This window comes from Streptomyces sp. NPDC050211, assembly GCF_040656035.1.
Lineage (GTDB): Bacteria > Actinomycetota > Actinomycetes > Streptomycetales > Streptomycetaceae > Streptomyces.
On sequence record NZ_JBFALC010000081.1, the window covers coordinates 12,707 to 38,050 of the forward strand.

At 69.5% G+C, this 25,344-nt stretch carries 29 protein-coding genes and 2 tRNA genes; 18 read left to right on the top strand and 13 right to left on the bottom strand.

The features are described 5' to 3' along the window. Nucleotides 1-14: 14 nt before the first annotated feature. A complete protein-coding gene (locus AB0I98_RS43490; protein WP_362951591.1) occupies nt 15-485 on the top strand; it encodes a PPOX class F420-dependent oxidoreductase in 471 nt (156 codons plus the stop codon). A 26-nt stretch (nt 486-511) separates the two neighbouring features. Here the strand turns inward: AB0I98_RS43490 and AB0I98_RS43495 are convergent, their stop codons facing one another. The 9 genes from AB0I98_RS43495 to AB0I98_RS43535 all read right to left on the bottom strand — a co-directional run bounded on the left by AB0I98_RS43495 (nt 512) and on the right by AB0I98_RS43535 (nt 10,908). Next, the gene (locus AB0I98_RS43495) at nt 512-946 is read right to left on the bottom strand and encodes a VOC family protein (protein WP_362951593.1); all 435 of its coding nucleotides are present in this window, start codon (nt 944-946) and stop codon (nt 512-514) included. Nucleotides 947-981: 35 nt separating this feature from the next. Next, on the bottom strand, nt 982-1,752 hold the full coding sequence (locus tag AB0I98_RS43500; protein WP_362951594.1) for a TetR/AcrR family transcriptional regulator: 771 nt from the start codon (nt 1,750-1,752) through the stop codon (nt 982-984). Between the two features lie 143 nt (nt 1,753-1,895). Next, nucleotides 1,896-3,377 carry an MFS transporter gene (locus AB0I98_RS43505; protein WP_362951595.1) on the bottom strand — a complete coding sequence of 494 codons (1,482 nt, stop codon included), beginning with the start codon at nt 3,375-3,377 and terminating at the stop codon, nt 1,896-1,898. A gap of 60 nt (nt 3,378-3,437) precedes the next feature. Then, nucleotides 3,438-5,600 (bottom strand): glycosyltransferase family 39 protein, encoded by a 2,163-nt coding sequence (locus AB0I98_RS43510; protein WP_362951596.1) that lies wholly within the window; start codon nt 5,598-5,600, stop codon nt 3,438-3,440. Then, nucleotides 5,597-7,042, bottom strand: a complete 1,446-nt coding sequence (locus AB0I98_RS43515) for a bifunctional glycosyltransferase family 2/GtrA family protein (RefSeq protein WP_362951597.1) — start codon at nt 7,040-7,042, stop codon at nt 5,597-5,599. Before AB0I98_RS43515 ends, AB0I98_RS43510 begins: the two co-directional genes overlap by 4 nt. 14 nt (nt 7,043-7,056) lie before the next feature. Beyond that, nucleotides 7,057-8,652, bottom strand: a complete 1,596-nt coding sequence (locus AB0I98_RS43520) for a HAMP domain-containing sensor histidine kinase (protein ID WP_362951598.1) — start codon at nt 8,650-8,652, stop codon at nt 7,057-7,059. Beyond that, entirely contained in the window at nt 8,649-9,389 is a 741-nt protein-coding gene (locus AB0I98_RS43525; protein WP_185806597.1) for a response regulator transcription factor, read from the bottom strand. Before AB0I98_RS43525 ends, AB0I98_RS43520 begins: the two co-directional genes overlap by 4 nt. 212 nt (nt 9,390-9,601) lie before the next feature. Further along, nucleotides 9,602-10,477, bottom strand: a complete 876-nt coding sequence (locus AB0I98_RS43530; protein ID WP_362951599.1) for a DUF2797 domain-containing protein — start codon at nt 10,475-10,477, stop codon at nt 9,602-9,604. Between the two features lie 56 nt (nt 10,478-10,533). Continuing rightward, the gene (locus AB0I98_RS43535; protein ID WP_362951600.1) at nt 10,534-10,908 is read right to left on the bottom strand and encodes an HGxxPAAW family protein; all 375 of its coding nucleotides are present in this window, start codon (nt 10,906-10,908) and stop codon (nt 10,534-10,536) included. A 129-nt stretch (nt 10,909-11,037) separates the two neighbouring features. Between AB0I98_RS43535 and AB0I98_RS43540 the strand changes: the two genes are divergently transcribed. Next, on the top strand, nt 11,038-11,544 hold the full coding sequence (locus AB0I98_RS43540; protein ID WP_362951601.1) for a MarR family transcriptional regulator: 507 nt from the start codon (nt 11,038-11,040) through the stop codon (nt 11,542-11,544). A 285-nt stretch (nt 11,545-11,829) separates the two neighbouring features. Continuing rightward, nucleotides 11,830-12,405 (top strand): hypothetical protein, encoded by a 576-nt coding sequence (locus tag AB0I98_RS43545; RefSeq protein ID WP_362951602.1) that lies wholly within the window; start codon nt 11,830-11,832, stop codon nt 12,403-12,405. Between the two features lie 365 nt (nt 12,406-12,770). Here AB0I98_RS43545 and AB0I98_RS43550 read toward each other — a convergent pair whose 3' ends face one another. After that, nucleotides 12,771-13,220, bottom strand: coding sequence for a hypothetical protein (locus AB0I98_RS43550; protein WP_362951603.1), 450 nt, complete (start codon nt 13,218-13,220; stop codon nt 12,771-12,773). A gap of 466 nt (nt 13,221-13,686) precedes the next feature. Continuing rightward, nucleotides 13,687-14,154 (bottom strand): NUDIX domain-containing protein, encoded by a 468-nt coding sequence (locus AB0I98_RS43555; RefSeq protein WP_362951605.1) that lies wholly within the window; start codon nt 14,152-14,154, stop codon nt 13,687-13,689. 18 nt (nt 14,155-14,172) lie between these two features. On the opposite strand from AB0I98_RS43555, the gene AB0I98_RS43560 reads away from it, so the two are divergent. The 13 genes from AB0I98_RS43560 to AB0I98_RS43620 all read left to right on the top strand — a co-directional run bounded on the left by AB0I98_RS43560 (nt 14,173) and on the right by AB0I98_RS43620 (nt 21,809). Then, nucleotides 14,173-14,952, top strand: a complete 780-nt coding sequence (locus tag AB0I98_RS43560; RefSeq protein WP_362951606.1) for a GntR family transcriptional regulator — start codon at nt 14,173-14,175, stop codon at nt 14,950-14,952. Between the two features lie 139 nt (nt 14,953-15,091). Continuing rightward, nucleotides 15,092-15,448, top strand: coding sequence for a hypothetical protein (locus AB0I98_RS43565; RefSeq protein ID WP_362951608.1), 357 nt, complete (start codon nt 15,092-15,094; stop codon nt 15,446-15,448). A gap of 2 nt (nt 15,449-15,450) precedes the next feature. Continuing rightward, complete coding sequence (locus AB0I98_RS43570) at nt 15,451-16,806, top strand: FtsK/SpoIIIE domain-containing protein (RefSeq protein WP_362951609.1); 1,356 nt, start codon at nt 15,451-15,453, stop codon at nt 16,804-16,806. A gap of 83 nt (nt 16,807-16,889) precedes the next feature. Continuing rightward, a complete protein-coding gene (locus tag AB0I98_RS43575; protein WP_362951611.1) occupies nt 16,890-17,147 on the top strand; it encodes a hypothetical protein in 258 nt (85 codons plus the stop codon). Between the two features lie 5 nt (nt 17,148-17,152). Next, entirely contained in the window at nt 17,153-17,362 is a 210-nt protein-coding gene (locus AB0I98_RS43580; protein ID WP_362951612.1) for a hypothetical protein, read from the top strand. Then, on the top strand, nt 17,362-18,012 hold the full coding sequence (locus tag AB0I98_RS43585) for a DUF2637 domain-containing protein (protein WP_362951613.1): 651 nt from the start codon (nt 17,362-17,364) through the stop codon (nt 18,010-18,012). The genes AB0I98_RS43580 and AB0I98_RS43585 overlap by 1 nt, the downstream gene beginning before the upstream one ends. 20 nt (nt 18,013-18,032) lie before the next feature. Continuing rightward, nucleotides 18,033-18,224 (top strand): mobile element transfer protein, encoded by a 192-nt coding sequence (locus tag AB0I98_RS43590; protein WP_362951614.1) that lies wholly within the window; start codon nt 18,033-18,035, stop codon nt 18,222-18,224. A 9-nt stretch (nt 18,225-18,233) separates the two neighbouring features. After that, nucleotides 18,234-18,389, top strand: coding sequence for a hypothetical protein (locus AB0I98_RS43595; RefSeq protein WP_362951615.1), 156 nt, complete (start codon nt 18,234-18,236; stop codon nt 18,387-18,389). Between the two features lie 24 nt (nt 18,390-18,413). Next, nucleotides 18,414-18,731 (top strand): SpdD-like protein, encoded by a 318-nt coding sequence (locus AB0I98_RS43600; protein ID WP_362951616.1) that lies wholly within the window; start codon nt 18,414-18,416, stop codon nt 18,729-18,731. Nucleotides 18,732-18,822: 91 nt separating this feature from the next. Then, nucleotides 18,823-19,008 carry a hypothetical protein gene (locus AB0I98_RS43605; protein ID WP_362951618.1) on the top strand — a complete coding sequence of 62 codons (186 nt, stop codon included), beginning with the start codon at nt 18,823-18,825 and terminating at the stop codon, nt 19,006-19,008. Then, on the top strand, nt 19,001-20,380 hold the full coding sequence (repSA, locus tag AB0I98_RS43610; protein ID WP_362951620.1) for a replication initiator protein RepSA: 1,380 nt from the start codon (nt 19,001-19,003) through the stop codon (nt 20,378-20,380). Before AB0I98_RS43605 ends, repSA begins: the two co-directional genes overlap by 8 nt. Then, a complete protein-coding gene (locus tag AB0I98_RS43615; RefSeq protein WP_362951622.1) occupies nt 20,377-20,586 on the top strand; it encodes a helix-turn-helix domain-containing protein in 210 nt (69 codons plus the stop codon). Before repSA ends, AB0I98_RS43615 begins: the two co-directional genes overlap by 4 nt. Beyond that, nucleotides 20,574-21,809: a site-specific integrase gene (locus tag AB0I98_RS43620; RefSeq protein WP_362951624.1), complete on the top strand. Its 1,236-nt coding sequence runs from the start codon at nt 20,574-20,576 to the stop codon at nt 21,807-21,809. Before AB0I98_RS43615 ends, AB0I98_RS43620 begins: the two co-directional genes overlap by 13 nt. Before the next feature lie 77 nt (nt 21,810-21,886). On the opposite strand, the gene AB0I98_RS43625 is transcribed toward AB0I98_RS43620, so the two are convergent. Together AB0I98_RS43625 and AB0I98_RS43630 are read right to left on the bottom strand one after the other, a co-directional pair. Then, nucleotides 21,887-21,959, bottom strand: a tRNA-Arg gene (locus AB0I98_RS43625). Between the two features lie 193 nt (nt 21,960-22,152). After that, nucleotides 22,153-22,243 (bottom strand) — tRNA-Ser (locus AB0I98_RS43630). 169 nt (nt 22,244-22,412) lie between these two features. On the opposite strand from AB0I98_RS43630, the gene AB0I98_RS43635 reads away from it, so the two are divergent. Together AB0I98_RS43635 and AB0I98_RS43640 are read left to right on the top strand one after the other, a co-directional pair. Continuing rightward, a complete protein-coding gene (locus AB0I98_RS43635) occupies nt 22,413-22,889 on the top strand; it encodes an SSI family serine proteinase inhibitor (RefSeq protein ID WP_362951626.1) in 477 nt (158 codons plus the stop codon). Nucleotides 22,890-23,195: 306 nt separating this feature from the next. Further along, nucleotides 23,196-25,344, top strand: a 2,149-nt coding sequence (locus AB0I98_RS43640; protein WP_362951628.1) for a PAS domain-containing protein, incomplete at its 3' end; no start/stop codon positions are given.

Sequence of the window (25,344 nt, forward strand, 5' to 3'; positions counted from 1 at the left end):
CTAGGCTGCGCCCCATGGCACCGAACATCGCAACGAACACCGCCGTATCACTCGAAGACCTCCTCGAGTTCGTACGCCCCCGCCACCGCGCCATCCTCCTCACCCGCCGAGCCGACGGCAGTCCCCAGGCCTCGCCGCTGACCTGCGGTGTCGACGACTCGGGCCGGATCGTCGTGTCGACCTACCCCGAGCGGGCCAAGACCCGTAACGCCAAGCGGGACGATCGGGTCAGCCTCCTCGTCCTGTCCGACGACTGGAACGGACCCTGGGTCCAGATCGACGGCACCGCCGAAGTGATCGACTCCCCCGACTCCGTCGAGCCGCTCGTCGAGTACTACCGCAACATCGCCGGCGAGCACCCCGACTGGGACGAGTACCGGGCGGCCATGGTCAAGCAGGGCAAGTCGATCATCCGGGTCACACCGGTGCGGTGGGGTCCGGTGGCGACGGGCGGGTTCCCGGCGCGGCTGGTCAGCGGGGAGTAGGACTCACGGACTCACGGACTCACGGCTCACTCGGAGGTCGCGGCGACGCAGAACTCGTTGCCCTCCGGGTCGGCCATCGCTATGTGGTGACCCTCGAACTCCCCCTGCACGCTCCCGCCCGCCTTCACCAGCCGCTCGGCCTCGGCTCTGATCCGGGCCCAGCGCTCCTCGGGGCTGCCATGTCCCGGTACCCGGATGTCCATGTGCAGGCGGTTCTTGGCCGTCTTCGGCTCGGGAACCTTGAGGAGGGACAGGTGGGGGCCGACACCGTCCGGGTCGCACAGCCACGCGCCGTCGTCCACGGACTCGTCCTCCGGGAGGTCGAAGCTCGCGAACCACTCCTCGCGCGTGGCGAAGGGAGCGGGCGGCGGCTCGTCGACATAGCCCAGCGCCGTCTTCCAGAACTCGGCGAGGAGCCGCGCGTCCGCGCAGTCGAGCGTCAGGGTGATTCGGGCTGCCATGAAAAGACCGTACTGCCCACCACTGACAATGGCGTCTACGTCCTGTCCGCCCTCTTCACCATCGCCTCGATCCCCGCGATCAGCAGCTCCAGCGCGAACGCGAAGTCCCGCTCCCGCATCTCCTCCACGGTGTCGCCGCCGCGGGCCGCCATGATGTCCTCGGACTCCTTGATGACCTCGGCGGCCTCCGGAGCCTGGGTCACCGCGCTCATCGCATGCCGGAAGTAGTCGTCCTGGGTCATGCCGGCGTCCGCGCAACGGGCGATGAAGTGGCCCTCGATCGTGCCGTAGCCGTACACGAACTGGAAGACGGCCGAGATGGCGCCGGTGAGTCGCCGCGCGGGCAGCCCGGTCCTGCGGATGACGCGCTGGATGACCCGGGAGAACGCCAGCGAGTTGGGGCCGATGTTGAGAAACGTCCCGGCGAGCGGCGACAGCCACGGATGCCGCACCAGCAACCCCCGGTACTCCCGGGCCAGCGTCCGCAGCTGATCCCGCCAGTCCTCGCCCTCGGCATCCGCATCGGGCAGCCGCAACTCACCGAAGGCCGCGTCCAGGGCGAGTTCCAGCAGGTCGTCCTTGGTATCGACGTACCAGTACACCGACATCGCCGTGACATTCAGCTCCCCGGCCAGCCGCCGCATGGAGAACTTGCCCAGCCCTTCGGCATCGAGCAGCCGCACAGTGACCTCGGTGATCCGGCCGCGATCGAGCCCGGACGGCTGCCCACCCCCTCGCCCACCCCGGCGTGCCTTGCCCTCCAGCCAGACACTGGTCCGAGCCGAACGCTGGTCGGACTTAGCCATGGAGCACCTTCCTGAGCTTCTTGCTGCCGGTCGCGCTGGAGCGCCCCTTCAGGGGCGCGGGACTGTATCAATTTGCGGCTCCGCCGCGCGGGCGCGATCAACCACATACAACCTGCAGACGCACACGCACCGGATGTCCCGAGCTAATGCGCACCCACCACCTCCGAGTCTGCCCTTTCCGCACGTCGCAACAACGCCGCCGCCACCACCCCACCCAGCAACACAGCCAACGCCCCCACCAACTGACTGGTCTCCAGCCCAGAAGAAAACGCTTCTGTAATACGCGTCCTCTCCTCCGCCGACCCAGCCGAAGCCAACGCCGCAGGCAACGAAGCCGCCGCCACCGGAATCAACGCCGCGAACCGCGAGTTGAGCACGGCTCCAAGCACCGCCACCCCGAGCCCGTTCCCGAACTCCGCCAGCGTGCCGTTGATCCCCGCACCAACTCCCGCCTTCTCGCGGGGAATCGCACTCATGATGGCGTGCGCCATCACCGGGTTGGCCACAGCACACCCCGCCCCGATCAGCACCAACCCGAGCAACGTCCCGGCATAACCGCCGGAGGCCAACGTGGCGATGGACACCAGTCCCGCCGACATCAGCACCATCCCCAGCAGGATGGACACCGGCGTCCCCAGCTTCGCCGTCCACTTCGCCGACAACCCCGAGAAGTTCAGCGCCACCACCGTCAGCGCGAGCGGCGCCGTACGCAGCCCCGCCTCCAGCGCGTCGTACCCCAGCACGAACTGCAGATGCTGCGTCAGCAGGAACAGTGCCCCGCCCATCCCGAAGGTGATCAGCACCGCCCCCGCGACCGCGCCCGTGAACCGCCGGTCCCGGAAGAAGTGCAGGTCGAGCATCGGGTACGGGATCTTGCTCTCCCAGTACGCGAACACCGCCAGCACCACCACAGCCAGCGCACCCGTGCCCAGCACCCGCCCGGACGTCCACCCGTGCTCGGGCCCGGAGATGATCGCGAACACCAGCGAGGACATACCGATCGTGGACAGCAGCGCGCCCAGCAGGTCGGGCCGGTCGCCACGCGGATTCTTGGACTCGGGGACGAGAGCGATCACGGCAACGAGGCCCAGCGCGGCGACCGGCAGATTGATCAGGAAGATCGCGCCCCACCAGAAGTGGTTCAGCATGAACCCGCCCAGCAGCGGCCCCACCGCGAAGCCGAGCGCGTTGACGGCGCTCCAGATGCCGATCGCCTTGGGGTGCTCCTCCGGCGCGAAGATCTGCATGGCCACGGCGAGCGTCGTGGTCAGCAGCAGCGCACCGCCCACGCCCATGCCGGCCCGCGCCGCGATCAACTGCCCGGTGGAATCGGCGAGTCCGGCCGCCAGCGAGCCGATGCCGAACAGGGTCAGGCCCGCGATCAGCATCTTCTTGCGGCCGTAGCGGTCGGCCGCGCTGCCCGCGGTCAGCAGCAGGCCCGACTGCACGAGCGAGTACGCGTTGATCATCCACTGGATGTCGGAGGTGGCGGCGCCCAGCTCCGTGGTGAGCGAGGGGATCGCCACGTTCAGCACGGTGTTGTCGAGCAGCACGGTGAGCTGGGCGAGACAGATGACGCCGAGGATCAGCCAGCGCTGGGGGTGGCCCTGGGGGGACGTGGTCATGCTGTACACCGTAGAACAGTTCCTATACGGCGTACAGCATGACCACGTCCCAGCCGAGCGTCAGCTGCTGCTCGCCGCCTGCGTCAGGTCGTAGAAGGTCGACGAACCGACCGTCACCTCCTTGAAGTTGGCCTCGACCCACTCCGTGATCTGCGAGGACGTACCGCTGCTGCTGCCGCCCATGCCACCGCCGCCGGAGCCACTGGAGATGAAGTAGTGGATCTTGCCGTCGGTCACGTACTGCTTGAACTGGGCCAGCGTCGGCGACGGGTCCGTGCCGTTGAAGCCGCCGATCGCCATGACGGGTTCGCCGGTGGAGAGCTGGTAGCTCGCCGCGTTCTGGGCGCCGATGGCCGCGGCGGCCCAGGTGTAGTCCCCGGCGTTCGTCGCCAGCAGCTTCTTGGCCTCGGCGGAGACGCTGGCGCCGTTGAGCAGGCCACCGGCGCCGCCGCCACCGCCCATGCCGCCCTCGCCCGTCTGTCCGCCGGGCATGCCGCCGCCCTGCTGGTTCTGGCCCTGGGTGGTGCTGTTGCCGTTCTGGCCCGGCATGCCGCCGGTGCCGCCGGTCGGGGGCTGGCCCATGCCGCCGCCCTGCTGGCCCTGGCCCTGCGTGGTGCCGTTGCCGTTCTGGCCCGGCATCCCGCCGCCCATGCCACCGCCACCGCCACCGCGACCTCCGCCGCCCATCATGCTCGCCCCGGCCGGACCGGCCGTGACGATGGAGCCGGTGTGGCCCTCCTGAAGCGTGCTGATGGTGTACGCCGTCGGACCGGCGACGGCCGCGACGAAGCTCAACCCCGCTGCCGCGAGGGCCAGTTGGCGGCCCAGCTTGGCGACGAAGATCAGGCCGAGGGCGCCGATGAGGCCGCCGATCAGGACCAGCCACTTCAGCCACGGGAGGTAGTCCGGCGTGCGGTTGAGCAGGACGTAACCCCAGGCAGCGCTCGCCACGACCGCGGACGCGAGGGCGAGCGAGGCCCACATCTCGCGCCGCTTCTCCCACAGGTTCGCCGAACCCATGCCGATCACGGCCGCCATGTAGGGAGCGAGGGCCACCGTGTAGTACTGGTGGAAGATGCCCGCCATGTAGCTGAAGACGGCCATGGTGATCAGCAGCGAGCCGCCCCAGACCAGGAACGAACCACGGGTCACGGACGTCCGCTTGAGCTTGCGCGTGGCCACCAGGCCCGCGATCAGCAGGATCAGGGCCGCCGGCAGCAGCCAGGAGATCTGGCCGCCGATCTCGGAGTTGAACATCCGGTCCCAGCCGGTCTCACCCCACTGCCCGGTGCCGCCTCCTCCGCCACCGCCGCCGACGCTGCCGGTCTCCTCGCCGTTCAGCCGGCCGAGCCCGTTGTAGCCGAAGGTCAGCTCCAGGAAGCTGTTGTTCTGCGAGCCGCCGATGTACGGACGCGAGGACGCGGGCCACAGCTCGACGATCGCGACCCACCAGCCACCGGAGACGACGATCGCGACCGTCGCCAGCGCCAGCTGGACGAACCGCTTCTTCACCTTCACCGGCGCGCAGACCGCGTACACGATCGCCAGCGGCGGCAGGATCAGGAAGGCCTGCAAGGTCTTGGCCAGGAACGCGAAGCCGATCGCGACTCCGGCCCACATCAGCCACTTCGTACGGCCGTCCTCCAGCGCCCGGACGACGAAGTAGCAGGCGACCGCCATCAGCAGCGCCAGCATCGCGTCCGGGTTGTTGAACCGGAACATCAGCGCCGCGACGGGGGTGAGCGCGAGCACGACGCCCGCGATCAGACCGGCCGCGGGGCTGAACCGGCGGCGTACGGACGCATAGACGACGGCGACCGTGCCGACGCCCATGAGGACCTCGGGGGCCAGGATCGCCCACGAGCTGAGGCCGAAGAGGCGGACCGCCAGGGCCATCGGCCACAGAGCGGCCGGGGGCTTGTCGACGGTGATGGCGTTGGCGGCGTCCAGCGAGCCGAAGAAGAAGGCCTTCCAGGACTGGCTGCCGGCCTGGACGGCCGCGGAGTAGAAGGAGTTGGCGTAGCCGGAGGAGCTCAGGTTGTAGAAGTAGAGCGCCGCGGTGGCGAGCAGCAGGCCCCAGAACGCCGGGCGCACCCAGCGGGGGTCCTCGGGCCGGCCGCGCCACAGTCTCCGTCCGAGCGGCTGCTTCGGTTCGCCGGCCGCGGGCGCCGGTGGAGCGATGGGCTCCGTGACGGCCGTATCGGCTGTGTAGTAGGTGGTCATCGTCGGTCCCTCGGATCGGTGTCGGTGGGACGGAGGGGCTGCAGCTGCAGGGTCGCGTCCCTCCAGGAGCGGTCCGCGGCTTCACCGGCGCGGAACTGGGTGGAGTCGTACGGGTTGTGCGGGGCCGTGCGGTAGCTGGGCGAGGGCGGGGTGTTCGGCGCCGGGGTGTAGGAGGCGACGACGGTCGACGGGCGGTCGTCGTCGCGCCGGTCCGGGAAGACCCACGCGCGGAAGAGCAGGAAGCGCAGCACCGTCGCCGCGAGGTTGGCGGCGATGAGGACCGCCAGCTCGGTGGAGTGCCCGGGATCGCTGGACGCCGCGTTCAGGGCGGCGAGCGAACCGCTGGTCAGGATCAGCCCGATACCGAAGACGACCAGGCCCTGCGCCTGGTGCTTGACGGCGTCGCCACGGCCGCGCACCCCGAAGGTCAGCCGCCGGTTGGCCGCCGTGTTGGCGATCGCGGAGACCAGCAGCGCGAGCGCGTTGGCGATCTGTGAGCCGGAGAACTGCCGGAACACGGTGTAGAGGAGGAGGTAGAAGAGGGTCGACAGACCGCCCACGACGCAGAAGCCGACGAGCTGGCGGGCCAGCCCCTTGGGTACGTCCTGGATCTCGCGGTCCCGCGGGTCGTCGCCGAACGGCCGGGCGAGCCGGTCCAGCGGCAGCGAACCGCCGGCCAGGGCCTTGCCCACCCGCCACACGCCCTTGAGGTCGTCGGTCGCCGTCTTCACGATGTGCACGGTGGAGTCGGGGTCGTCGACCCAGTCGACGGGCACTTCGTGGATACGGAGGCCCGCGCGCTCGGCGAGCACCAGCATCTCGGTGTCGAAGAACCAGCCGGTGTCCTCGACGAGGGGCAGCAGCACCTGGGCCACATCCCGGCGGATCGCCTTGAACCCGCACTGGGCGTCGGAGAAGCGGGCCTGGAGCGAGCCGCGCAGGATGAGGTTGTACGTGCGGCTGATGAACTCACGCTTGGCGCCGCGTACGACGCGGGAACTCCGGCTGAGCCGGGAGCCGATCGCGAGGTCCGAGTGACCCGAGATCAGCGGCGCCACCAGCGGGAGCAGCGCGTTGAGGTCGGTGGACAGGTCGACGTCCATGTAGGCGAGGATCGGCGCGTCCGAGGCGGACCACACGGTGCGCAGGGCCCGACCACGGCCCTTCTGCTCCAGCCGGAACGACCGCACTTCCGCCAGCTCCGCCTCCAGCCGGGACGCCACCTGCGGGGTGGTGTCGATGGAGGCGTTGTCCGCGATCGTGATGCGGAAGGCGTACGGGAAGGTGTTCTTGAGGTGCTGATGGAGTCTCAGCACACACGGCTGGAGGTCCTTCTCCTCGTTGTAGACGGGGATCACTACGTCCAGGACAGGCGTACCGGCATCTCCGGCCGGGAGGTGCTCCCGCGCCGGCAGGGAGCCGGGAGAAGAGTCGGTTCGCATGGAACCGACTCTTCTCAAGCCCGCTGTTGCATCGGTGTGGTGGGACTGTGCTGTGCCTGTGAGTGCAGTTGCCAATTCGTTTCGGGCACCGGACGGGGCGTCTGCGCGGCGAGCGCCGGCAGATGCACCGTGAAGACCGTGCGGCCCGGGACGCTGTCCACGGTCACCGCACCCTCGTGCGCGGTCGCGACGGCCTGCACGATGGCGAGCCCCAGACCCGTCGAGCCGGAGGCACGGGACCGCGACGAGTCACCGCGCGCGAACCGTTCGAAGACACGCGGCAGCAAATCGGGTGGGATGCCCTGGCCGTTGTCCTCGACGTCCACACACATCCAGGGCCCGCGCCGCTGAATCCGCGCGGTGACCGTCGTACCCGGCGGGGTGTGCTTGCGCGCGTTGCCGAGCAGGTTGATGAGCACCTGCTGGAGCCGGGCCGCGTCCCCGGAGACCAGGGCGGGTTCGTCGGGCAGGTCGAGCCGCCAGTTGTGATCCATGCCGGCCGCACGGGCGTCGCTGATGGTGTCGACGACCAGCGGGATGAGGTCGGTCTGCTCGAACTGCAGCGGCCGTCCGGCATCCAGGCGCGCGAGCAGCAGCAGGTCTTCGACGAGCAGGGTCATCCGGCCCGCCTCGGACTCAATCCGTCCGAGGGCGTGCCGGGTGTCCGGCCCGACCTCTTCCCTGCCGCGTCTGGTCAGCTCGGCGTACCCGCGGATGGAGGCGAGCGGTGTTCTGAGCTCATGGCTGGCGTCCGCGACGAACTGCCGTACCCGCATCTCACTCTGCTGCCGTGAGTGCAACGCCCCGTGCACATGGTTCAGCATCCTGTTGAGCGCCGCCCCGACCTGCCCGACCTCGGTATGCGGGTCCGTCTCCGACTCGGGGACACGCTCGCTGAGGTTGACCTCGCCGGTGTGCAGCGGGAGTTCGGAGACCCGGGTCGCCGTGGCGGCGACCTTGCGGAGGGGGCGGGTGGCTACGCCGACGAGGACGGAGCTCGCTATGCCGGCGGCTAGGAGGCCGGCGCCGGTGACGCTGACTTCGATGATGACGAGGGTGTTGAGGGTGCTGGTGACTTCCTGGGTGGGGACGGCGACGTAGTAGCTGCCGTTTTCGCCGGAGCGGTACTCCGCGCGGTACTCGCCGAGCCCGGGAATCTCGACGGTGTGGCTGTTGCCGTCCTGCTCGACGGTGTTGAGCGCCTCGATCTGGGCGTCGGTGAGGTCCTGGGGGACCATCTCGAGATCTTCGTCGGACTTCTCACCGACCATGGCGTCGGTGATGGTGCCGTTCCGGACCTCGGCCGCGATCGTGCCCTGCGGCTGCGGGCCCTTGGTGACGAATTCACCGAGGGTCGGCTTGGGTGGCTTCTTGCCGTCGCGGGCGTCGGGCGGCCTGAAGCCGACCGCCCGGGACACGGACTCGCCGAGCCGACCGTCGAGCTGCTCGTACAGATGCGAACGCAGAGCCAGCGTCGTCACCGTACCGATCACCGCACACACCACGGCGATCAACACCACGGACGCGACGACGAGCCGCGTCCGCAGAGTGCGCGGCTGCCCCATCCGCCGCTGCCGCTTCTGCGCACGCGGCCGTCGTCGCCCGCTCATGAAGCCGCGGGCTTGATCAGATAACCGGCACCGCGCCGGGTGTGGATCATCGGCTCCCGCCCCGCGTCGATCTTCCGCCGCAGATACGAGATGTACAGCTCGACGACGTTGGCCTGCCCGCCGAAGTCGTACGACCAGACCCGGTCAAGGATCTGCGCCTTGCTGAGCACTCGCCGAGGATTCCGCATGAGGAACCGCAGCAGCTCGAACTCGGTGGCCGTGAGATGGATGTTGTCGCCTGCCCGGCTCACCTCGTGACTGTCCTCGTCGAGGGTGAGGTCACCGACGACGAGCACGGAGTCGGAACGGCGGTCGGCGGCACCGGAGCGACGAATCAGGCCGCGCAGCCGGGCGACGACCTCCTCCAGGCTGAACGGCTTGGTGACGTAGTCGTCACCGCCGGCGGTGAGCCCGGCGATCCGGTCCTCGACCGCGTCCTTCGCGGTGAGGAACAGAACGGGAACGTCCGGCAGCTCCCGCCGCAGCCGCCCGAGCACGGCGAGCCCGTCCATGTCGGGCAGCATCATGTCGAGAACGACGGCGTCCGGCCGGAACTCCCGCGCGGTCTGCACGGCACCCTGTCCGTCCCCCGCGCTGCGGATCTGCCAGCCTTCATAGCGAAGAGCCATGGACAACAGCTCGGTGATCGACAACTCGTCGTCCACCACAAGCACTCGGACGGGGCTCCCGTCCGGCCTCAGCAGTTCGGTGCGCCCCTGGGGCGAGGTCGTGGTCATAGCAGGTACCTTGTCGGGCCCCTCTTAGAGCACCCTTTCTGGAACCTGTGATTTTCCTGAGAAACGCACAGGTGCCTCTCAGGGGGCGCCTGGGAATCTCTACGGGCCTCAGCAACGGCTGAATGTCACCGCGGGCATCCACTGGACGTCACCGTCGGCAGCCACTGAGCCTCGCACCCGGCCGAGGCACCCACCACCACCAATACCGCCCGTCAGAACAACCCGTCCTGGACAGTCACCTCCACCGTCTTGAACTCCCTGACCGGCACGGTGAGTTCATCACTCGTCACCGGCACCAGCTGCCATCCGGTCATCACCCGCGTATCCAGCACGACGACCCGGCCCCCGTTCTCCAGATGCAGATCGGGCCCCGCGGCTGCCACGAGCCGTCCGCTGACGCCCCCGCCCGGGACGAGCTCGCGCACCTCACCGACAGGATCCGGAAGGTCGGCGAGCCCGAACACCTCGGTGTGGTCGACGGGCCGATACGGCTCACGGATCAGCGACTCCGGCCACCCGCCCAGCGCCACGGCCCGCGCATGCAACTCGCCGAGCTCGGCCGCCCGCTCCTCGGCCGTCCCCGGCAGGGCGGACCGCACGGCCCGCTTGTCGCCGTACGGAATCCGATCCGGCACCCGGAGTGCGGCGCGCAGCAGCTCCTCAGTGCGCCGCGCGGCCATCAGCGGCCCGAGCCCCAGCCAGCTGAAGCACACGGCCCCCTGCTCCAGCAGCCGCGCGGACCCGCGCTCTTCGGCGGTGATCCCGACCTTCACCATCCCGGGCCCGAACCAGGCCAGATATACGTGATACGGCCGCGGATCGTCGGCCATCGTGTCGGCGGCCACGGAGTGCGCCCGGTCCAGCCGCGCACACTCCTCGCACCGCGCCCCCGTACTCCGCCCCGGCACGCCCGCCCGGACCGGACACGCGTTTCCCCGCGCTCCCACACACTCCCGAACACCCCCGTCCGCGACCCCGAAGGCCACCCGTTTCCCCCTGGTCAGCGCACTGCGCCGCCCGCCGTCCCACACGAGCACGGGACCACCCGCCGCCCACCGCAGCCCCGAGCACTTCCATGCTTGTGCCATCGCCTACGACTGTAGAGGTAGCCACTGACAACGCCGGTCGGCCAAGATCCCCCGCGCTAGCCCAAGGACTCGGCAGCGGCGGCAGCCTCGGGCTCCCCGACCGCGGCAACAGGCGTGGCCACCGCAGCGGTACGCCGCCCCCGTCCCGCCATCCGACACCCCAGGCACCCGGCATGCCCCTCACGCGCCCCCGGATCCCGCACCCGCATCTCCCACTGCTCCCGGGGCCTCCGCCCGGGCGGCTTGCCCCACCCGGCGAGATGCAGCGCCCAGGTGACAAGGACACTCACGACCCCAACTCCCAGTCCGACCGCCACCAAAGCGGCCGAGACCATACACACGCCCACCCCCACCACAACCGCCCCGACGGACGCGATGCCGAATCCGGTCCACCCCGCGACCGTATGGCCCTCGTCATACTGTGCGCTCACGTACCTGCCTCCTTCTTGGGCAGCGGACGTCCGCTGTGTGGGCGAGGATGGATCCTCACGAAATACCCCTCACCCCGTAAGAAATTTAGCACCTAAACATCTCACGCGCTAAGGAAACAGGGAACCGCGATGTCAGCCAAGCCACGCCCGACCGCCACCCCGGCCCAGGCACTGTCAGCGATGGACTCCCTGATCGCCACCCACCTGCTGGGCCAGCAGGAAATGGCCCAGCGGCTGGGCCTGAACGTCACCGATCTCCTCTGCTTCGCCTGCGTCCTCAAGGCCGGCGACAACCTCCTCACCGCGGGCGACCTCGCAGAACACGCCCACGTCACCACCGGCGCCGCCACCGGCATCATCAACCGCCTGGAACGCGCCGGCTTCATCACCCGCCGCCCCGACCCCACCGACCGCCGCCGCGTCCGCCTGGCCGCGGTCCCCTCCGCCGTCACCCGCGTCGAGTCCCTCTACGGCCCTTACTACGCCCGCCTCCACACCCTCTTCGCCGACTACTCCGCCACCGAAATCGCCGTACTGAACGACTGGTTCACCCGCACGACCGGTCTCGCGCTGGAGTACATCGAGGAACTGCGCGAACTCCACGGCACACAACCACCCCAACGCCCGCGGTCATGACCGGCGGCATCGCACGAAGAAGACCACGTGCCCCTGCCAGTCCCGCCAAGGCGACTCCACGCGAGGGCTGGAGCCTCGTTCCGAGGCCGACGCCGGGCGGTTTCACGGCTCGCGCGAAATGACCTGACGAGGGCAGGCGTCGTACGGCGGACCGGACCGCGTTGGTAGGGCTGGCTCCACCTTCAATACGGGTGGCCGCGTCCTCGTTTCGCGGAGCCGGTGACGGGATCGTTGACGCAGTTGATCGCCGAGTCTCAACGGTCCCTGCCCGGAAGGAACTTCCCCATGAAGTCGCTGCGTTCGCCGAATCACGAGATGGCGTACGAGCCGAGCGCCGCGAAGCTGGGGTCGACGGGCGGGAAGGACGGCGCAATCCACATCGCGGGCGCCCCCGGCCCGTTCGCATCCTTCGTCCGTTTCGTGGTGTGCGGAGGCGGCGTCGGCGTCCTTTCCAGCGCGGCGGTGCCGCTGACGGCAACACTCATGCCCTGGACACTCGCGAACGCGCTGATCACAGTCGCCTCAACCCTCCTCTGCACCGAACTCCACGCCCTGTTCACCTTCGGCACCGGACACCGCCCCGGCCTGCGCCGCCACCTACAGTCAGCAGGCTCAGCCACGGCCGCATACGCGGTGACCTCCACCGCGATACTCACCCTCCACACGATCCAGCCCTCGCCGACGCTGCTCTGGGAACAAACCGTCTACCTGACCGCAGCCGGCCTCGCCGGAATCGGCCGCTTCCTGGTGCTGCGCCTGTTCGTCTTCAACCCCGCCCGGAGCAACACGAGTCCGAGGCAGCACCCGGTACCGAACACGAACCGACGCACCACCCCACTGCCTTACTGCACAGCAGCCTGATCCCGTGAGCGTTACGCGCTCACCAACCCACCCCAAACGCAAGAGGCCCCGGATCTCTCCGGGGCCTCTCACCTATGTGCACTCGGCAGGATTCGAACCTGCAACCTTCTGATCCGTAGCTCTATGTGGATCGGTCGCTGATGGTCATACCGGTCGCGGTACGGCCGTGTGAGTGCCCTACCGGACAGGGCCGGTTGCTGTGGTTGCTGTACTTCGCTGCTGTACAGCACCAGTTTGGAAGATCGCGTATGCGGATGGCTCCTGACCTGGCGAGGCGCTGGTCTGCGCGTTCTTGAGGTGCTTCCCGATGTTCCCCGTTGGTCCCTGCCGGTCGCTGCTTGATCGGGCACGCAGGGGACACGCACCTAGCGTCCAAGTTCGGGATTCTTCTGGGGGGCCGGAGGCTCCGTTGTCTCCGCTGACTTCGGCGATTCCGACTCGGCCATGCGCTTGGTGGCGACTGCTTGTGCAGCGATGGCTGCGTCGAGCATCTCTCGGTGCTGGAGGGCCTCACGCTTCCGGTTGCGGTCGCTGCGCCGGATGAGGCGGTAGGGGATCAGGAGGATTCCCCAGAAGAGGTACCAGACCGCAATGAAGATCCACGTCAGGAACAGCAAGGTGCCCACGGTCAGGACGAGCAGGCCGTCGAGCAAGACCCGCAGGGTGCCTTTCCACCATGGGCCGACGACAGCCTTCAAGGCGAGAGCCCGGTGTGGCTCGGTGAGTCGCAATATTCGCTTCGTTGAACCGGCGAATGACAGAGGAGCTTGGACGATCACGCGCTCACTTTGAAGCTCCATTGGGGCGGTGCTCATGCTGCCCGCCTCCCTTAAGGGTGTTTCTAGGCTTTTTGCCGTGTATTTACATATTTCATCCCGAAGTGGGTGTGCACAAGGCCGGTCGGCCCTTGACGTGGGGCCACAGGAGCATTGCCGTCCCGACGATTGGTCCTGCACTGGCCCACGCGGTCGGCGGAGCGACTTTGGCCGGGAGCTGCTTTGGCGCGAGTGATCATGGCCCCTTAAGCTTCCGGCGAGTCGGGCAGTCTGTGGACCTGCCCGTTAAAGCACGACGCTGGGGCCATGATCTTCGAGGCTCGCGCCAAAGTGGCTGGCTAAAGTCGTGGAGCCGACCGCCCCAGCCACAGCGGGTTTTTCCTCCTCCGCCCGCAGTGCGTAGCGCGCCGCCTGGCGTGGCCAGCCGGGGCGAAGACAGAGGCGGGCCGCGCAGGGGCGGCGCGCGCCCGCGCCGTGCGCGGGCCTTGATGAAGTAGGGAAAGTTCTATCCCGCCGGGATGAGTCGCTTGCCGTCGTGGCTTCGGACGTGCGGGCCGTTGCCGTCCAAGGCGTCCAGGAGACGGACCGCGTAGACCTCGGACATGCGGTCGCTGACCTCTTCGGGTGTGAGCCAGGAGACGGCCGTCGACTCGCTAGACGTGCGCTCGGTTCCGCCAGAGGGCTTGCAGCGGAAGACCAGGGCCACGATGCCGCGCGTCGTGTTCTTGTAGACGCCGGTGAGCTCGTCCACCTCGATGTGGATGCCTGTCTCCTCCAGGACCTCACGCGCTACGCCCGCCTCCGGGGTCTCGTCGACTTCGAGGACGCCGCCGGGCAGTTCCCAAGTGCCGTTGTCCGCACGGCGGATGGCAAGGAGCCGTCCATCTTCACGCACCACGGCTCCGGCTACGGAAACCGAGTGCAGCGATGGTGTCGACCTTGCCTCCCGTGATGTACTCATGTGCAGGAGCATAGGAGGAACTGAAGGACTATGGGAACCGCAGTAGGAGGAGAAAGGTCCGTACCCCGGTACGTGCAGATCGCCGAGGAGATCGTGCAGCAGATCCGGGCGGGCGTTCTCAAGCCTGGTGACATGGTGCCGAGTGAGTCCGAGCTCATCGATCGCTACAACGTCTCGGGTGGCACGATTCGCAAGGCCATGGTCGAGGTACGCGCGAGCGGGCTCGTCGAGACCCGGCACGGCAAGGGCTCGATCGTGAAGGATCGACCGCCGGTACGGCATCGTTCCTCCGATCGCTTCCGGCGCTCGCTCCGGCAGGGCGGCAAGGCCGCGTACCTCGCCGAGTCGGCGCAGTCCGGCGCTACAGCCAAGGTGAGCGTCCTCTACATCGGCCCCATGGAGGCACCCGAGGATGCCGCCGAGCGATTGGGCGTCCCCGCCGGCACTCAGGTCCTCGCCCGGCGGCGCCTCTACTTCCGCAACGGCACCCCCGTCGAGACTGCGACCTCCTACCTCCCCTGGGATGTCGTGAAGGAGATCCCGGAGCTGTTCGCCGAGAACCCCGGTGGCGGTGGCATCTACGCCCGACTCGAAGACCACGGGCACGAGTTCGCCGAGTTCGTCGAGACGCTGCAAGCGCGTCCGGCCTCCAAGGCAGAGGCGTCCGAGTTGGCGCTGAGCCCTGGTGCGTCGGTGGTTCATCTGATCCGTGAGGCCCGTACTACCGAGGGGCTCGTCGTCGAGGTCTGCGACACGCTCATGGCCGCTGACCAGTTCGTTTTCGAGTATCGGATCCCCGCCGCCGACTGACGCGCGCTCAACTCCCCTCAGCCCGTCGCGAGTTCTTCTTCGCGGCGGGTTGACTCATGTACAGGAGTCATGCACTCTTCTTCATGTCACTCATATACATGAGTGACAGAGTCCAGCCTCTATAGAGGAGTGATCCGCTGTGCGTCAGATCCCCGTCGACACCTCCGCCGCGACCGTGATGGTCGCCAAGACCCCGCAGCCCAAGGTCAAGGACCGCCGTACCGGCGAGATCGCCATGGACGCCGAGTCCGGTGCGAAGCTGATGACCGTGGACGTGATGTTCGCGGCGAACGACGAGGTCGAGATCCTCTCCATCACCGTCCCCGAGCCCGGCATCTCCGGTGAGCTGGCCATGGGCACGCCGGTCGCCCTCACGGGTCTGATCGCCCGGCCGTGGGAGAACGAGTTCAACGGGCAGAAGCGGCACGGCATCGCCTTCCGCGCGGTCGCTGTCACTTCGCTCGCCGCTGCTGCGTCGAAGCCCAAGGCGGCCTGATCATGACCTGGTTCACGGTCGCGCTCGTGCTGGTCGTCGCTGCCGCTGGTCTCCTGCGGTGGCGGCGCCCCGCCTGGTACTGGCTGACCTTCGGGGTCACCCTTGCCGTGGTCCGTGTCCTGGTCCGCTACGGCTCCGTCATGGACGCCTGCGGGCTGACGGTCCCGCCCTCGCGCTGGCGCCTCACCCTGGCCCGGATCGCCAACCGGCCCGTGCCGGAGTCCCGTCCACCGCGCATCCTGCGCGTGCGGCCGACCCGTACCGGCCTCGTTCTCCGGCTCAAGCTCCGGCCCGGACAGGACGCCTTCGACATCGCCGCCGCGTCCGACCGGCTGCGGCACTCGTTCTCGATGTACGGCGTCATCTCCCGTGAACTGCGCTCCGGAGTCGTCGAGTTGAGGATGACCGGCTACGACGTACTCAAGCGGGTGCAGATGCCCGCCAAGACCGACGCCCGCCCCATGCGGGTCCCGGTCGCCCTGCGCGAGGACGGGGCCGTCCACTACCGCGACTACCGGGCCGTCCCGCACGCCCTCACCCTGGGCGCTACCGAGTCCGGCAAGTCCGTCTACCAGCGCAACCTGGTCGCAGGGCTGGCCGCGCAGGATGTCGCGCTGGTCGGCATCGACTGCAAGCAGGGCGTCGAACTCTTCCCGCTCGCCCGCCGGTTCTCCGCCCTCGCCGACAACCCCGACACCGCCGCCGACCTCCTCGACGCGCTCGTCGACCACATGGAGGGCGTCTACCAACTCATCCGTGCCGAACAGCGGATCACCGCTGACGTGCCGGATGCGGAGATTGCCTCCGACATCTGGGACCTGCCCGCCGACGTGCGGCCGGTGCCGGTCGTGGTCCTCGTGGATGAGGTCGCCGAGCTCGCCCTGTTCGCCAACAAGGAACAGGAGAAGCGCCGGGACCGGATCATCACCGCGCTCGCCCGCCTCGCCCAGCTCGGCCGTGCTTCCGGGATCTACCTGGAGATCTGCGGGCAGCGCTTCGGCTCCGAACTCGGCAAGGGCATCACCATGCTCCGCGCCCAGCTCACCGGCCGCACCGCGCACCGCGTCAACGACGAATCCTCGGCGAACATGGCCTTCGGCGACATCGCCCCAGACGCCGTCCTCGCCGCCATCCAGATCCCGACCGACCTGCCCGGCGTCGCCATCACGGGCGACTCCACCGGCGGCTGGGCCCGCATCCGCGCCCCGCACACGTCGCTGCGGCAGGCCGTCAACACCTGCAACCGGCACGCCGATCTGACCCCGGACCTGCCCGCCCTGGCCCCCTTCCGGCCCGCCCTCGGCACCCGGAAGCCGGTCCCGGCCCCGGCCGTCGAGTCCGCCCCGGCCGCTGCCTGATCCCTCCCCGCTCCACGGTCGGCGCGACCGCCTCGCGCCAGGTCCCTACCCCCTCCATGCCCGAATGCAGAGAGGAACGACCAATGCCCGCCTCCATGTCCTTCCACGGAGACGCCTCCAGCTGGGTCCACCTCCACGACTACGGCACCGAACGCATGCCGATCCTGGCCATCGACGGGGACGGCTACTACCTGACCATCTCGGTCTTCGACAGCCGCCCGATCGCCGATCATCAGGCGTTCGCCGAGAGGCTCGCTCAGACCGCGGCCGACTACCTCGCCGCCGTCCAGCGCTACGCCGCCGCCCAGCCCGCCGATGCCGACACGACGCAGGCGAGGTGACCGGCATGTGCGACAACTGCGAGGACTTCCACCGCACGGTGATCCTGCTCGGCGCCCTGGCCGTCTACGCCGACACCGTCGGCGCTGACCAGACGTTCATCGACACCGTGGGCCCGTGCCTGGCCGCCTCACTGCCGGAGCCCCCGCCCGGCCTGTTCCCGCCCGGCTACGACCCCAACGAGGGCCCGGAGTACCCCGGCGAGGAGGGGTTCTGATGGCCCGCCCCGCCCTGCGCGTGGACGCCGTCCTCATTCAGGCCGTCATCGCGGGCGCCCTCTCCTTCGCCCACCTCCACGACCTCGCCGCCGCAGCCGGACAGTCCGGCTGGAAGGCCTGGGCCTACCCGGTCAGCGTCGACCTCCTGCTGGTCGCCGCCTGGCGTCGGCTGCGCACCGATGGCCCCTCCCGGCTGGCCTGGTGCTGGTTCCTCATCGCCCTGGTCGCCTCGCTCGGCGCCAACGTCGCCACCGCCGGACTGCTCGACCTCAACGACGTCCCGGCCTGGCTACGGATCCTCGTCGCCGCGTGGCCCGCGCTGGCCTTCATGGGCGGCACCCTCCTCGCCCACTCGCCGACTCCGGCCGGGGACCGGGTGCCGGATCCGCCGGCGCCCGCAGCCCCGGCCCCCGCACCCGACATCGAGCCCGAACCCGCTTCGGTCCCGGCCGCTGATGACGCTCCGGCTCTTCCGGCCGCCGACCCCGCCCCGGCTGTGTCGGTTCCGGCCGCGCTGGTCGACCACGCCCGCAAGGTCGCCGCCGACCACCAGGCACGCACCGGCTCCCCGATCGACACCGACACCCTGCGCGCCCGCCTCGGCGTCCCCGCGCCCATGGCCGACGCCATCGCCGCCCAACTCACCTGAAAAGACAAGGAGATCCGCTCATGCCCGCCCGCGACCACTTCCACTCCGTGATGAGCATCGGCCCGGTGCAGATCGGCACCCACCGCGACCGCCACGGCCAGACCCGGCACGCCGCCGTGTGCACCGCCGACAGCTGCGGCTGGTCCGCCGACTACACCAGCCAGTCCGCCGCCCAGCTCGCCGCCCGCACCCACCGCTGCCGCGTCCGCTAGGAGGCCGCCATGGACGTCCCGCTCTGGCTCGCCCTGCTCGTCGTCGGCTACCTCGGCGTCAAGCTCATCCGCCCGCCCGCCTGGCTCATCGCCGTGCTCCTGCTCGGCGGCTTCCTCCTCGCCGACAGCGTCCTTGCCCCCGCCATCAACACCTTCGTCAAGTAACCGAATTCTGAAGGGAGTTCACCCATGTTCCGCCCGAAGATCCCGACCATGCCGACCCCGACCGGTCACGTCACCCCGCCCGCCGTCATCGAGCCGACCTCCATCGTCCCGGCCGCCCAGACCCCGCCACCCGCTCCGATGGCCTCGGCGCCGTCCCGCCCGGTCGTACAGCTCACCCCCGGCACCGTGATCGCCCTCGTCGGCGGCGGCACCGCCGTCGTCCTGGTCGTCGGCGCCGTCCTCGTCTCGCTGCTCCTCGCGGTCGCCATCACGGGCGCCTCGGTCGCCATCTGCGCCCTGGTGATCCGCTCCCTCATCGCCTCCGAGAGCAAGCACCGCTGACCGGCCCCCGGGCGGCCTCGATACCGCCAAGCATCCGCCGCCCGGGAGCCGTGCCCCTATCCGATCCGTGGAACCGGAAGGAACCCCCAGCATGACCGCCCGCACCACACCGCCGCCCCGCATCTGCCCGAACTGCGACGGCTTCGCCTCCGCCGCCATTACCCTGGGCGGCCGCGACTGGCACGGCCATCTGCGCACCATCACCGCGCACTGCCCGGCCTGCAACGGCACCGGCCTCGCCCGCACCCGCCCCACGCGGGAGGGCGCCCGTGCCTGACACGCTGCTCGACCCGACCACCCTCGGCGACCTGCTGAGGGTGGCTTCGGCCCCCGACTACGACCGCTGGCACGACCAGATCCGCCGCACCGGCGGCTGCGCCGAACCCATCCACCTGACCGGCTGGGTCCTGCACAAGGACAAGACCACCGGCGAGACCCTGCACCACTACTCCACCGAGAACGAGCCCGGCGGACGCCTCCGCATCGCCTGCGGCAACCGCCGTGCCTCCCGCTGCCCGTCCTGCGCCTGGACATACGCGGGAGACACCTACCACCTGATCCGTGCGGGACTCGCCGGAGACGAGGGCCGCGACATCCCCGGAACCGTGCGCGATCACCCGCGCGTCTTCGCCACCCTCACCGCCCCATCCTTCGGCCCGGTCCACAACCGCCCCTACAAGGGCACCTGCCGCTGCGGCACCCGCCACCCGGCCGACGACTCCGCGCTCGGCACCGCCCTCGACCCGGCGACGTACGACTACACGGGCGCCGTCCTCTTCAACAACCACGCGGGCGACCTCTGGCAGCGCTTCACCACCCGCCTACGCCGCGAGATCGCCGCCCGCGCCGGACTCACCCGCCGCGAACTCGCCGACCACGCACGCGTGTCGTACGGCAAGGTCGCCGAATTCCAGAAGCGCGGTGCCCTGCACTTCCACGCCGTGATCCGCCTCGACGGCCCGGACGGACCCGAAACCCCGCCGCCCGCCTGGGCAACCGTCGACCTGCTCGCCGACGCGATCCGCGCCGCTGCCGCGCACTCCTACACCTCGGTCTCGGTCCCGGCCGCCGATGACCAACCGGCCCGCACCTTCCGCTGGGGCACCCAACTCGACGTCCGCCCCGTCAAGGCTTTCGGCGACGGCTCCGACATCACCGAACAGGCCGTCGCCTCCTACGTCGCCAAGTACGCCACCAAAGCCGCCGAGAACACCGGCACCCTCGACCGCCGCATTGGCGAACTCTCCGAACTCGACCGCCACCAGGTCCCCGACCACACCCGCCGCCTGATCGAAGCGTGCAAGCTGCTCGACCCGCTCTACCCGGACCGCCGCCTCTGGGCCTGGGCCCACATGCTCGGCTTCCGCGGCCACTTCAGCTCCAAGTCCCGTCACTACTCGACCACCCTCGGCGCCCTCCGCCAGACCCGCGCCGACTACCGAGCAGCCCAGGAACGCGGAGCCCTCGGCCTCGACGAGATCGAACCGGACACCGTCCTCGTCCTCGCCGACTGGCAGTACGCCGGACACGGCCACACCCCCGGCGAATCCGCCCTCGCCGCCACCATCGCCCGGGATCTCCAGCTCAACCGCGAGACCGCCCGCGAAGCCCTGCACGACCAACTCACCTTGGAAGGAGCCGCAGCATGACCACCGCAGTGATCGAAAGGAAGTGGTACAGCACGCGAGAGGTCGCCGAGATGCTCGGCTACAGCCTCTCCAAGACCAAGATGCTGATCCTTACCGGTGAGATCCGCTCTATCAAGGACGGCCGTAACCGCCGAATACTGCCCCGTTACGTGGACGAGTACGTCGAACGCCGTGCCCAGGAAGCTGAACAGGGGTGGTCGGCATGAGCGGCAAGCGCGGTAACGGCGAAGGCTCGATCTACCCATACAAGACGGGCTACGCCGCCTACGTCTGGGTGACCAAGCCGGACGGCACGCGAGCCCGGAAGTACGCCTACGGCAAGACCCGCGAGGAGGTCCACGAGAAGTGGCTCAACCTCCACGCGGAGGCGAAGAAGGGACCAGTCGCCACTCGGCACCGGACGGTGTCCGCATTCCTCGCGTACTGGCTGGACTCCGTCGTGAAGCCGAATCTGGCGCCTCTGACGTACGTCTCGTACGAGGGTTGCGTCCGGCTCTACATCGCTCCGCATCTCGGCCCCAAGCGGCTGGACCGCCTCACGGTCCGAGACGTCCGCGAGTGGCTGACCAAGCTGGCGACCGTCTGCCAGTGCTGCGCCCAGGGCAAGGACGCCAAGCGGGACCCGGCTCGCAGGAAGTGCTGTGCCATCGGGGAGTGCTGCGAGTCGTACCCGTCTCGCCGAGTGATCCAAGCTGCGCGCGATGCCCTCCGGGCGGCCCTCACCCACGCCGTCACCGAGGAGGAGATCAGCAAGAACGTCGCCTCCCTCGTGAAGGTGCCCAAGCCTCGGCGTCGCCGGATCAAGCCGTGGTCCGTGGCCGAGGCGGGCCAGTTCCTCACCGACGCCGCCGCGCGGGATGACCACCTCTTCGCCGCCTGGGTCCTGGTGCTCTGCCTCGGCCTGCGCCGTGGCGAGGTCCTGGGCCTCACGTGGAAGTCCGTCGACTTCGAGCGGGGAGAGCTGTACGTCGACCACCAGATCCAGCGGGCCGGTCGGCAGATCCTGCACCGCGAGACCAAGACCGAGGACTCCGACGACTTCCTGCCTCTGCCGGCGCTCTGCCTCAAGGCGCTGCGGATGCGCCGTGCTCAGCAGATCGGCGACCGGAAGGCTGCCGGGGAACTGTGGCAGGGCAGACATGACCTGATCTTCACGACGAAGTACGGCACGCCCATCGAGCCGGGCAACATGACCCGCATGTTCGCCCTCCGGGCTCGTCGCGCCGGACTCCGGGTCATCCCGCTCCGGAACACCCGGCACACGTGCAGCTCACTCCTCGTCGCGCTGAAGGTGCACCCGAAGGTGGCCCAACGCATCCTCCGGCATTCGCAGATCGCCATGACGATGGAGGTCTACGCCGAGGCGAGCGAGGAGGAGGTGCGTGCCGCGATCGGCAAGCTGTCCGACGCCATGGGCGGTAACGGTTGACGCGGTTGCTGTACTTCGCTGCTGTACGCCCATGAAACACCAAGGGCCCCGGATTCCTCCGGGGCCCTTGACCTGTGTGCACTCGGCAGGATTCGAACCTGCAACCTTCTGATCCGTAGTCAGATGCTCTATCCGTTAAGCTACGAGTGCTTGTGTTCTTTTGTTTTTGTCGCCGTTCTGGGCCCTTCTGGGCTGCTCGCGGCGACAGGAAGAACATTACATGACTGCCGCCGCCATGTGAAATCCGTTTGCTGTAGCCCTTGTGACCTGCGGAAACGGGGTTCCGGAGGGCCGGGACGGGCGAAGCCCCGGTCGGGTGGACCGGGGCTTCGGTGATCTTGCGCGGAGGCGGAGGGATTTGAACCCTCGATGGGCTTTAAGGCCCAAACCGCATTAGCAGTGCGGCGCCATAGACCGGACTAGGCGACGCCTCCCGCACAGCCGCCCGCGCGAGCGCGAGTGGTGCGTGCAGATGATGACACAGTCGAGCGTGGTGTCACCAATCGCCCCCCACGGTACTAGGCAGGCAGGCCGCAGGGCAAAGGGCTTGAGGTGCGGCGGGGCGGGGCGCAACCGTGGGGGCCGTACGGCGTTAGTCAGGTCATGTTGCAGGTCAACCGGGCCACCCGGATTCTCCTTACCGCCGTCGCTTCCGTCGCCGCGGCCGGTTTGCCGGCGGCGCCGTCGTCCGCCGCCGGCCATGTCGAGGGCGCCGCTCCGCCGCCCGTCCGCGACGAGGACCGGAGCGGCGATCACCTGACCGTCTCCGTCCGGCACGCGGGCGGTGACGCGGACGGGACGTATGAGCTGTACTGCCATCCCGTCGGTGGCAGTCACCCCGAGGCGAGCGGGGCGTGTGCGGCCGTGGATCGGAGCACGCGGTGGGGGCGGGAAACCTTCGCTCCCGTGCCCGACGGCACCATCTGCACGATGCAGTACGGCGGCGACGCGACCGCCCATGTCACCGGTACGTGGGGCGGGCGGCCCGTCGACGCGACGTACAGCCGCAGTGACGGGTGCGAGATCGCCCGGTGGGACCGGCTCGTGCCGCTCTTGCCCGATCTCGCTCGGTCGTCTTGAGTCGGCAGCGCGTCAACCTCGTGAGCACCTCAAGGCCTGCCCCATAGGCACTTCATTACGGAATCAGAGGTGCCGTAAAGGTCCCGCGAAGGTCTCGCGGCGTGAGGGTGGGGCGAAAACGCAGGGTGACGCGTTCTGGGTCGTCTGCCGCGTCACGTCGTCGTCACTTCGTCGTGCGACCTCCCTCTCATCCGGCGTCGCGAGCGCAACCGCAGCCCTTAGACTCCCTCGCGTGACACACCGCGGGCGGGTTGGCAAGATGGCCGGAGCGGTGGGCAAGGTGCGGTAACAGGGAGGAAGCGTCTCGTGAGCAGCAGGCCATCCCGAGGCGCTGCTCGCCTCGCAGCCATACTGGACGCGCTTCCCGACGCGTTGGTGCTGGTCAACGCCAATGGGACCGTCGTAAATGCCAACACCATCGCGCTCGAGGCGTTTGAAACGCCGGGGACCGCGCTCGTCGGGCGGGGGCTGCTCGACCTGCTGCCGGAGTTCGACTCCAAGCTCATTCCCGGGTCCATGCGGCGGCCCGATCACATGGATCCGCGCGGGCGGACCAAGCCGACGCGGATGATCGCCCGCCGGACGGACGGCACCGAGTTCCCCGTCGAGGTCACCAGCGCGAACCTGGAGAACGGGCAGCAGGCCTACGACGGCTACGGCTACACCTCCGACGAGCTGCTGATGCTCGTCGTACGGGATCTGTCGGGGACTGTTGACACCGAGGCCGAGCTGGCGCGGTCCCAGCGGCAGACCGAGATGATTCTGCGGGCCGCCTCCGAGGGGGTGGTGGGAACGGATACTGACGGGCGGATCGTGCTCGTCAATCCGGCTGCCGCTCAGATACTGGGTTATCGGGCCAGTGATCTCGGCGGGCGCGAGCTGCACGACCTCATGCTGCACTCGCGCGCCGACGGCACGCCGTTCCCGTACGCGGAGTCCCCGCTCGCCGACACCCTGCGCTCCGGGCGCAAGCACCGGGTGCGCGGGCAGGTGCTGTGGTCGAAGAAGGGCGAGAAGGTCCCGGTCGACCTGACGACCGCGCCGGTGCGGGACGGCGACCAGCTCGTCGGCGCCGTGCTGACCTTCACCGACCGGCGGCCGTACGACAGCCTCGCCGAGGAGAAGGCCGTCGCCGACAAGAGCCACGCTCAGGAACTGGAGCGGCTCGGCGAAGAGCACTCCTCCGATCTCACCGCGCTGCGCCAGCGGCACGTCGCCGAGCTCGAGGAGCTGCGCGAGCAGCACGAGGAGGAGCTGGCGGCCGGCGAGGACCGGTACGCCGCGCTCGCCGAGCGGGAGAAGGACCGGTTCGAGGCGCTCGCCGGGCGGCATGAGCAGCTGCTGACGCTGCTCGGGCGGTCCCTGCGCGGGCCGCTCGACGAGTTGCGGCGGGAGATTTCGGCCCTTGCCGCCGATGACGCCGGGCAGCTGTGGCCCGAGGCCAACCAGGTGCTCCATCATCTGTCCGCCGGGTACTCACGGATCACCCAGCTCATTGACAACGTCCTCGCGTATCAGCTGATCGACGCGGGCAGTGAGCAGATCGTCCGTACGAAGGTGATGCTCGACGCCGTCGTCGCCGCAGGTGTCGACGGGGCCGTCGAGCTGATCGGGCCGGGGCGCGTGCAGTTCGCCGTCCACGCGCCGCCCATCGAGGCCGAGGTCGATCCGGCCCGCCTGGCCACCGCGCTCGCGCATCTCGTCGCGGATGTCGCCGGGGTCGACGCGACCGGCAACTCGCCCGTGTCAGCGGGCGGTTATATGGACAACACCGTTGTGGTGGCGGCGGCTCAGCGCGGTGAGGTCGTACGGATCGAGGTGCGCGGGCCGTACGCCGGGGGAGACCCGGTGCATGAGCCGATCGTCCGCGGAATCGTGCGGGCGCACGGCGGTGTGCTGCAGACGCATGAGGTGCCGGGGATGAGCGGGAGCGCGTTCGTCCTCGAGGTGCCGATCGGCGGCGGGGCGGGTGCCGTGCCGGCTCCGGACGCCGCGGCCGCTGAGCCGCAGGAGGCCGAGCAGACCTCCGTCGGCGGGCGGCGGCGGGCCCGGCGGTCCTCCGTGGACGCCTTCCTGGAGAGCGAGGTGGCGGGCGGCGGTGAGTCCGGTGGCTCCGAGGGCTCGGCGCCCACCGGGCGGCGCCGGAGGCGTGCGGCCGAGGGGGCGGGTACGGCTGCGGGTACGGCCGTTGTTCCGGCTCAGGCTTCGGGTGACGGGTCCGGCGGTACCGGGCGGCGGCGGGGGCGGCCTGCCGAAGGTGCGGATGCCGGTACGGCGCCCGGTGCGGGCCTCGAACTCACTGCCGGGGTGTCCGAGGGTGCCGTCGTCACCGCCGCCGAGCATGCCGCCGGGGCCGCGGCCTCCGGGTCCGGCCTGGGCGGTACGGTGCCGCCGCAGGGCGTGCCCACATCCGACGGTGGTGCCCTGCCCGCGGGGCAACGGGCCGCCCAGCAGG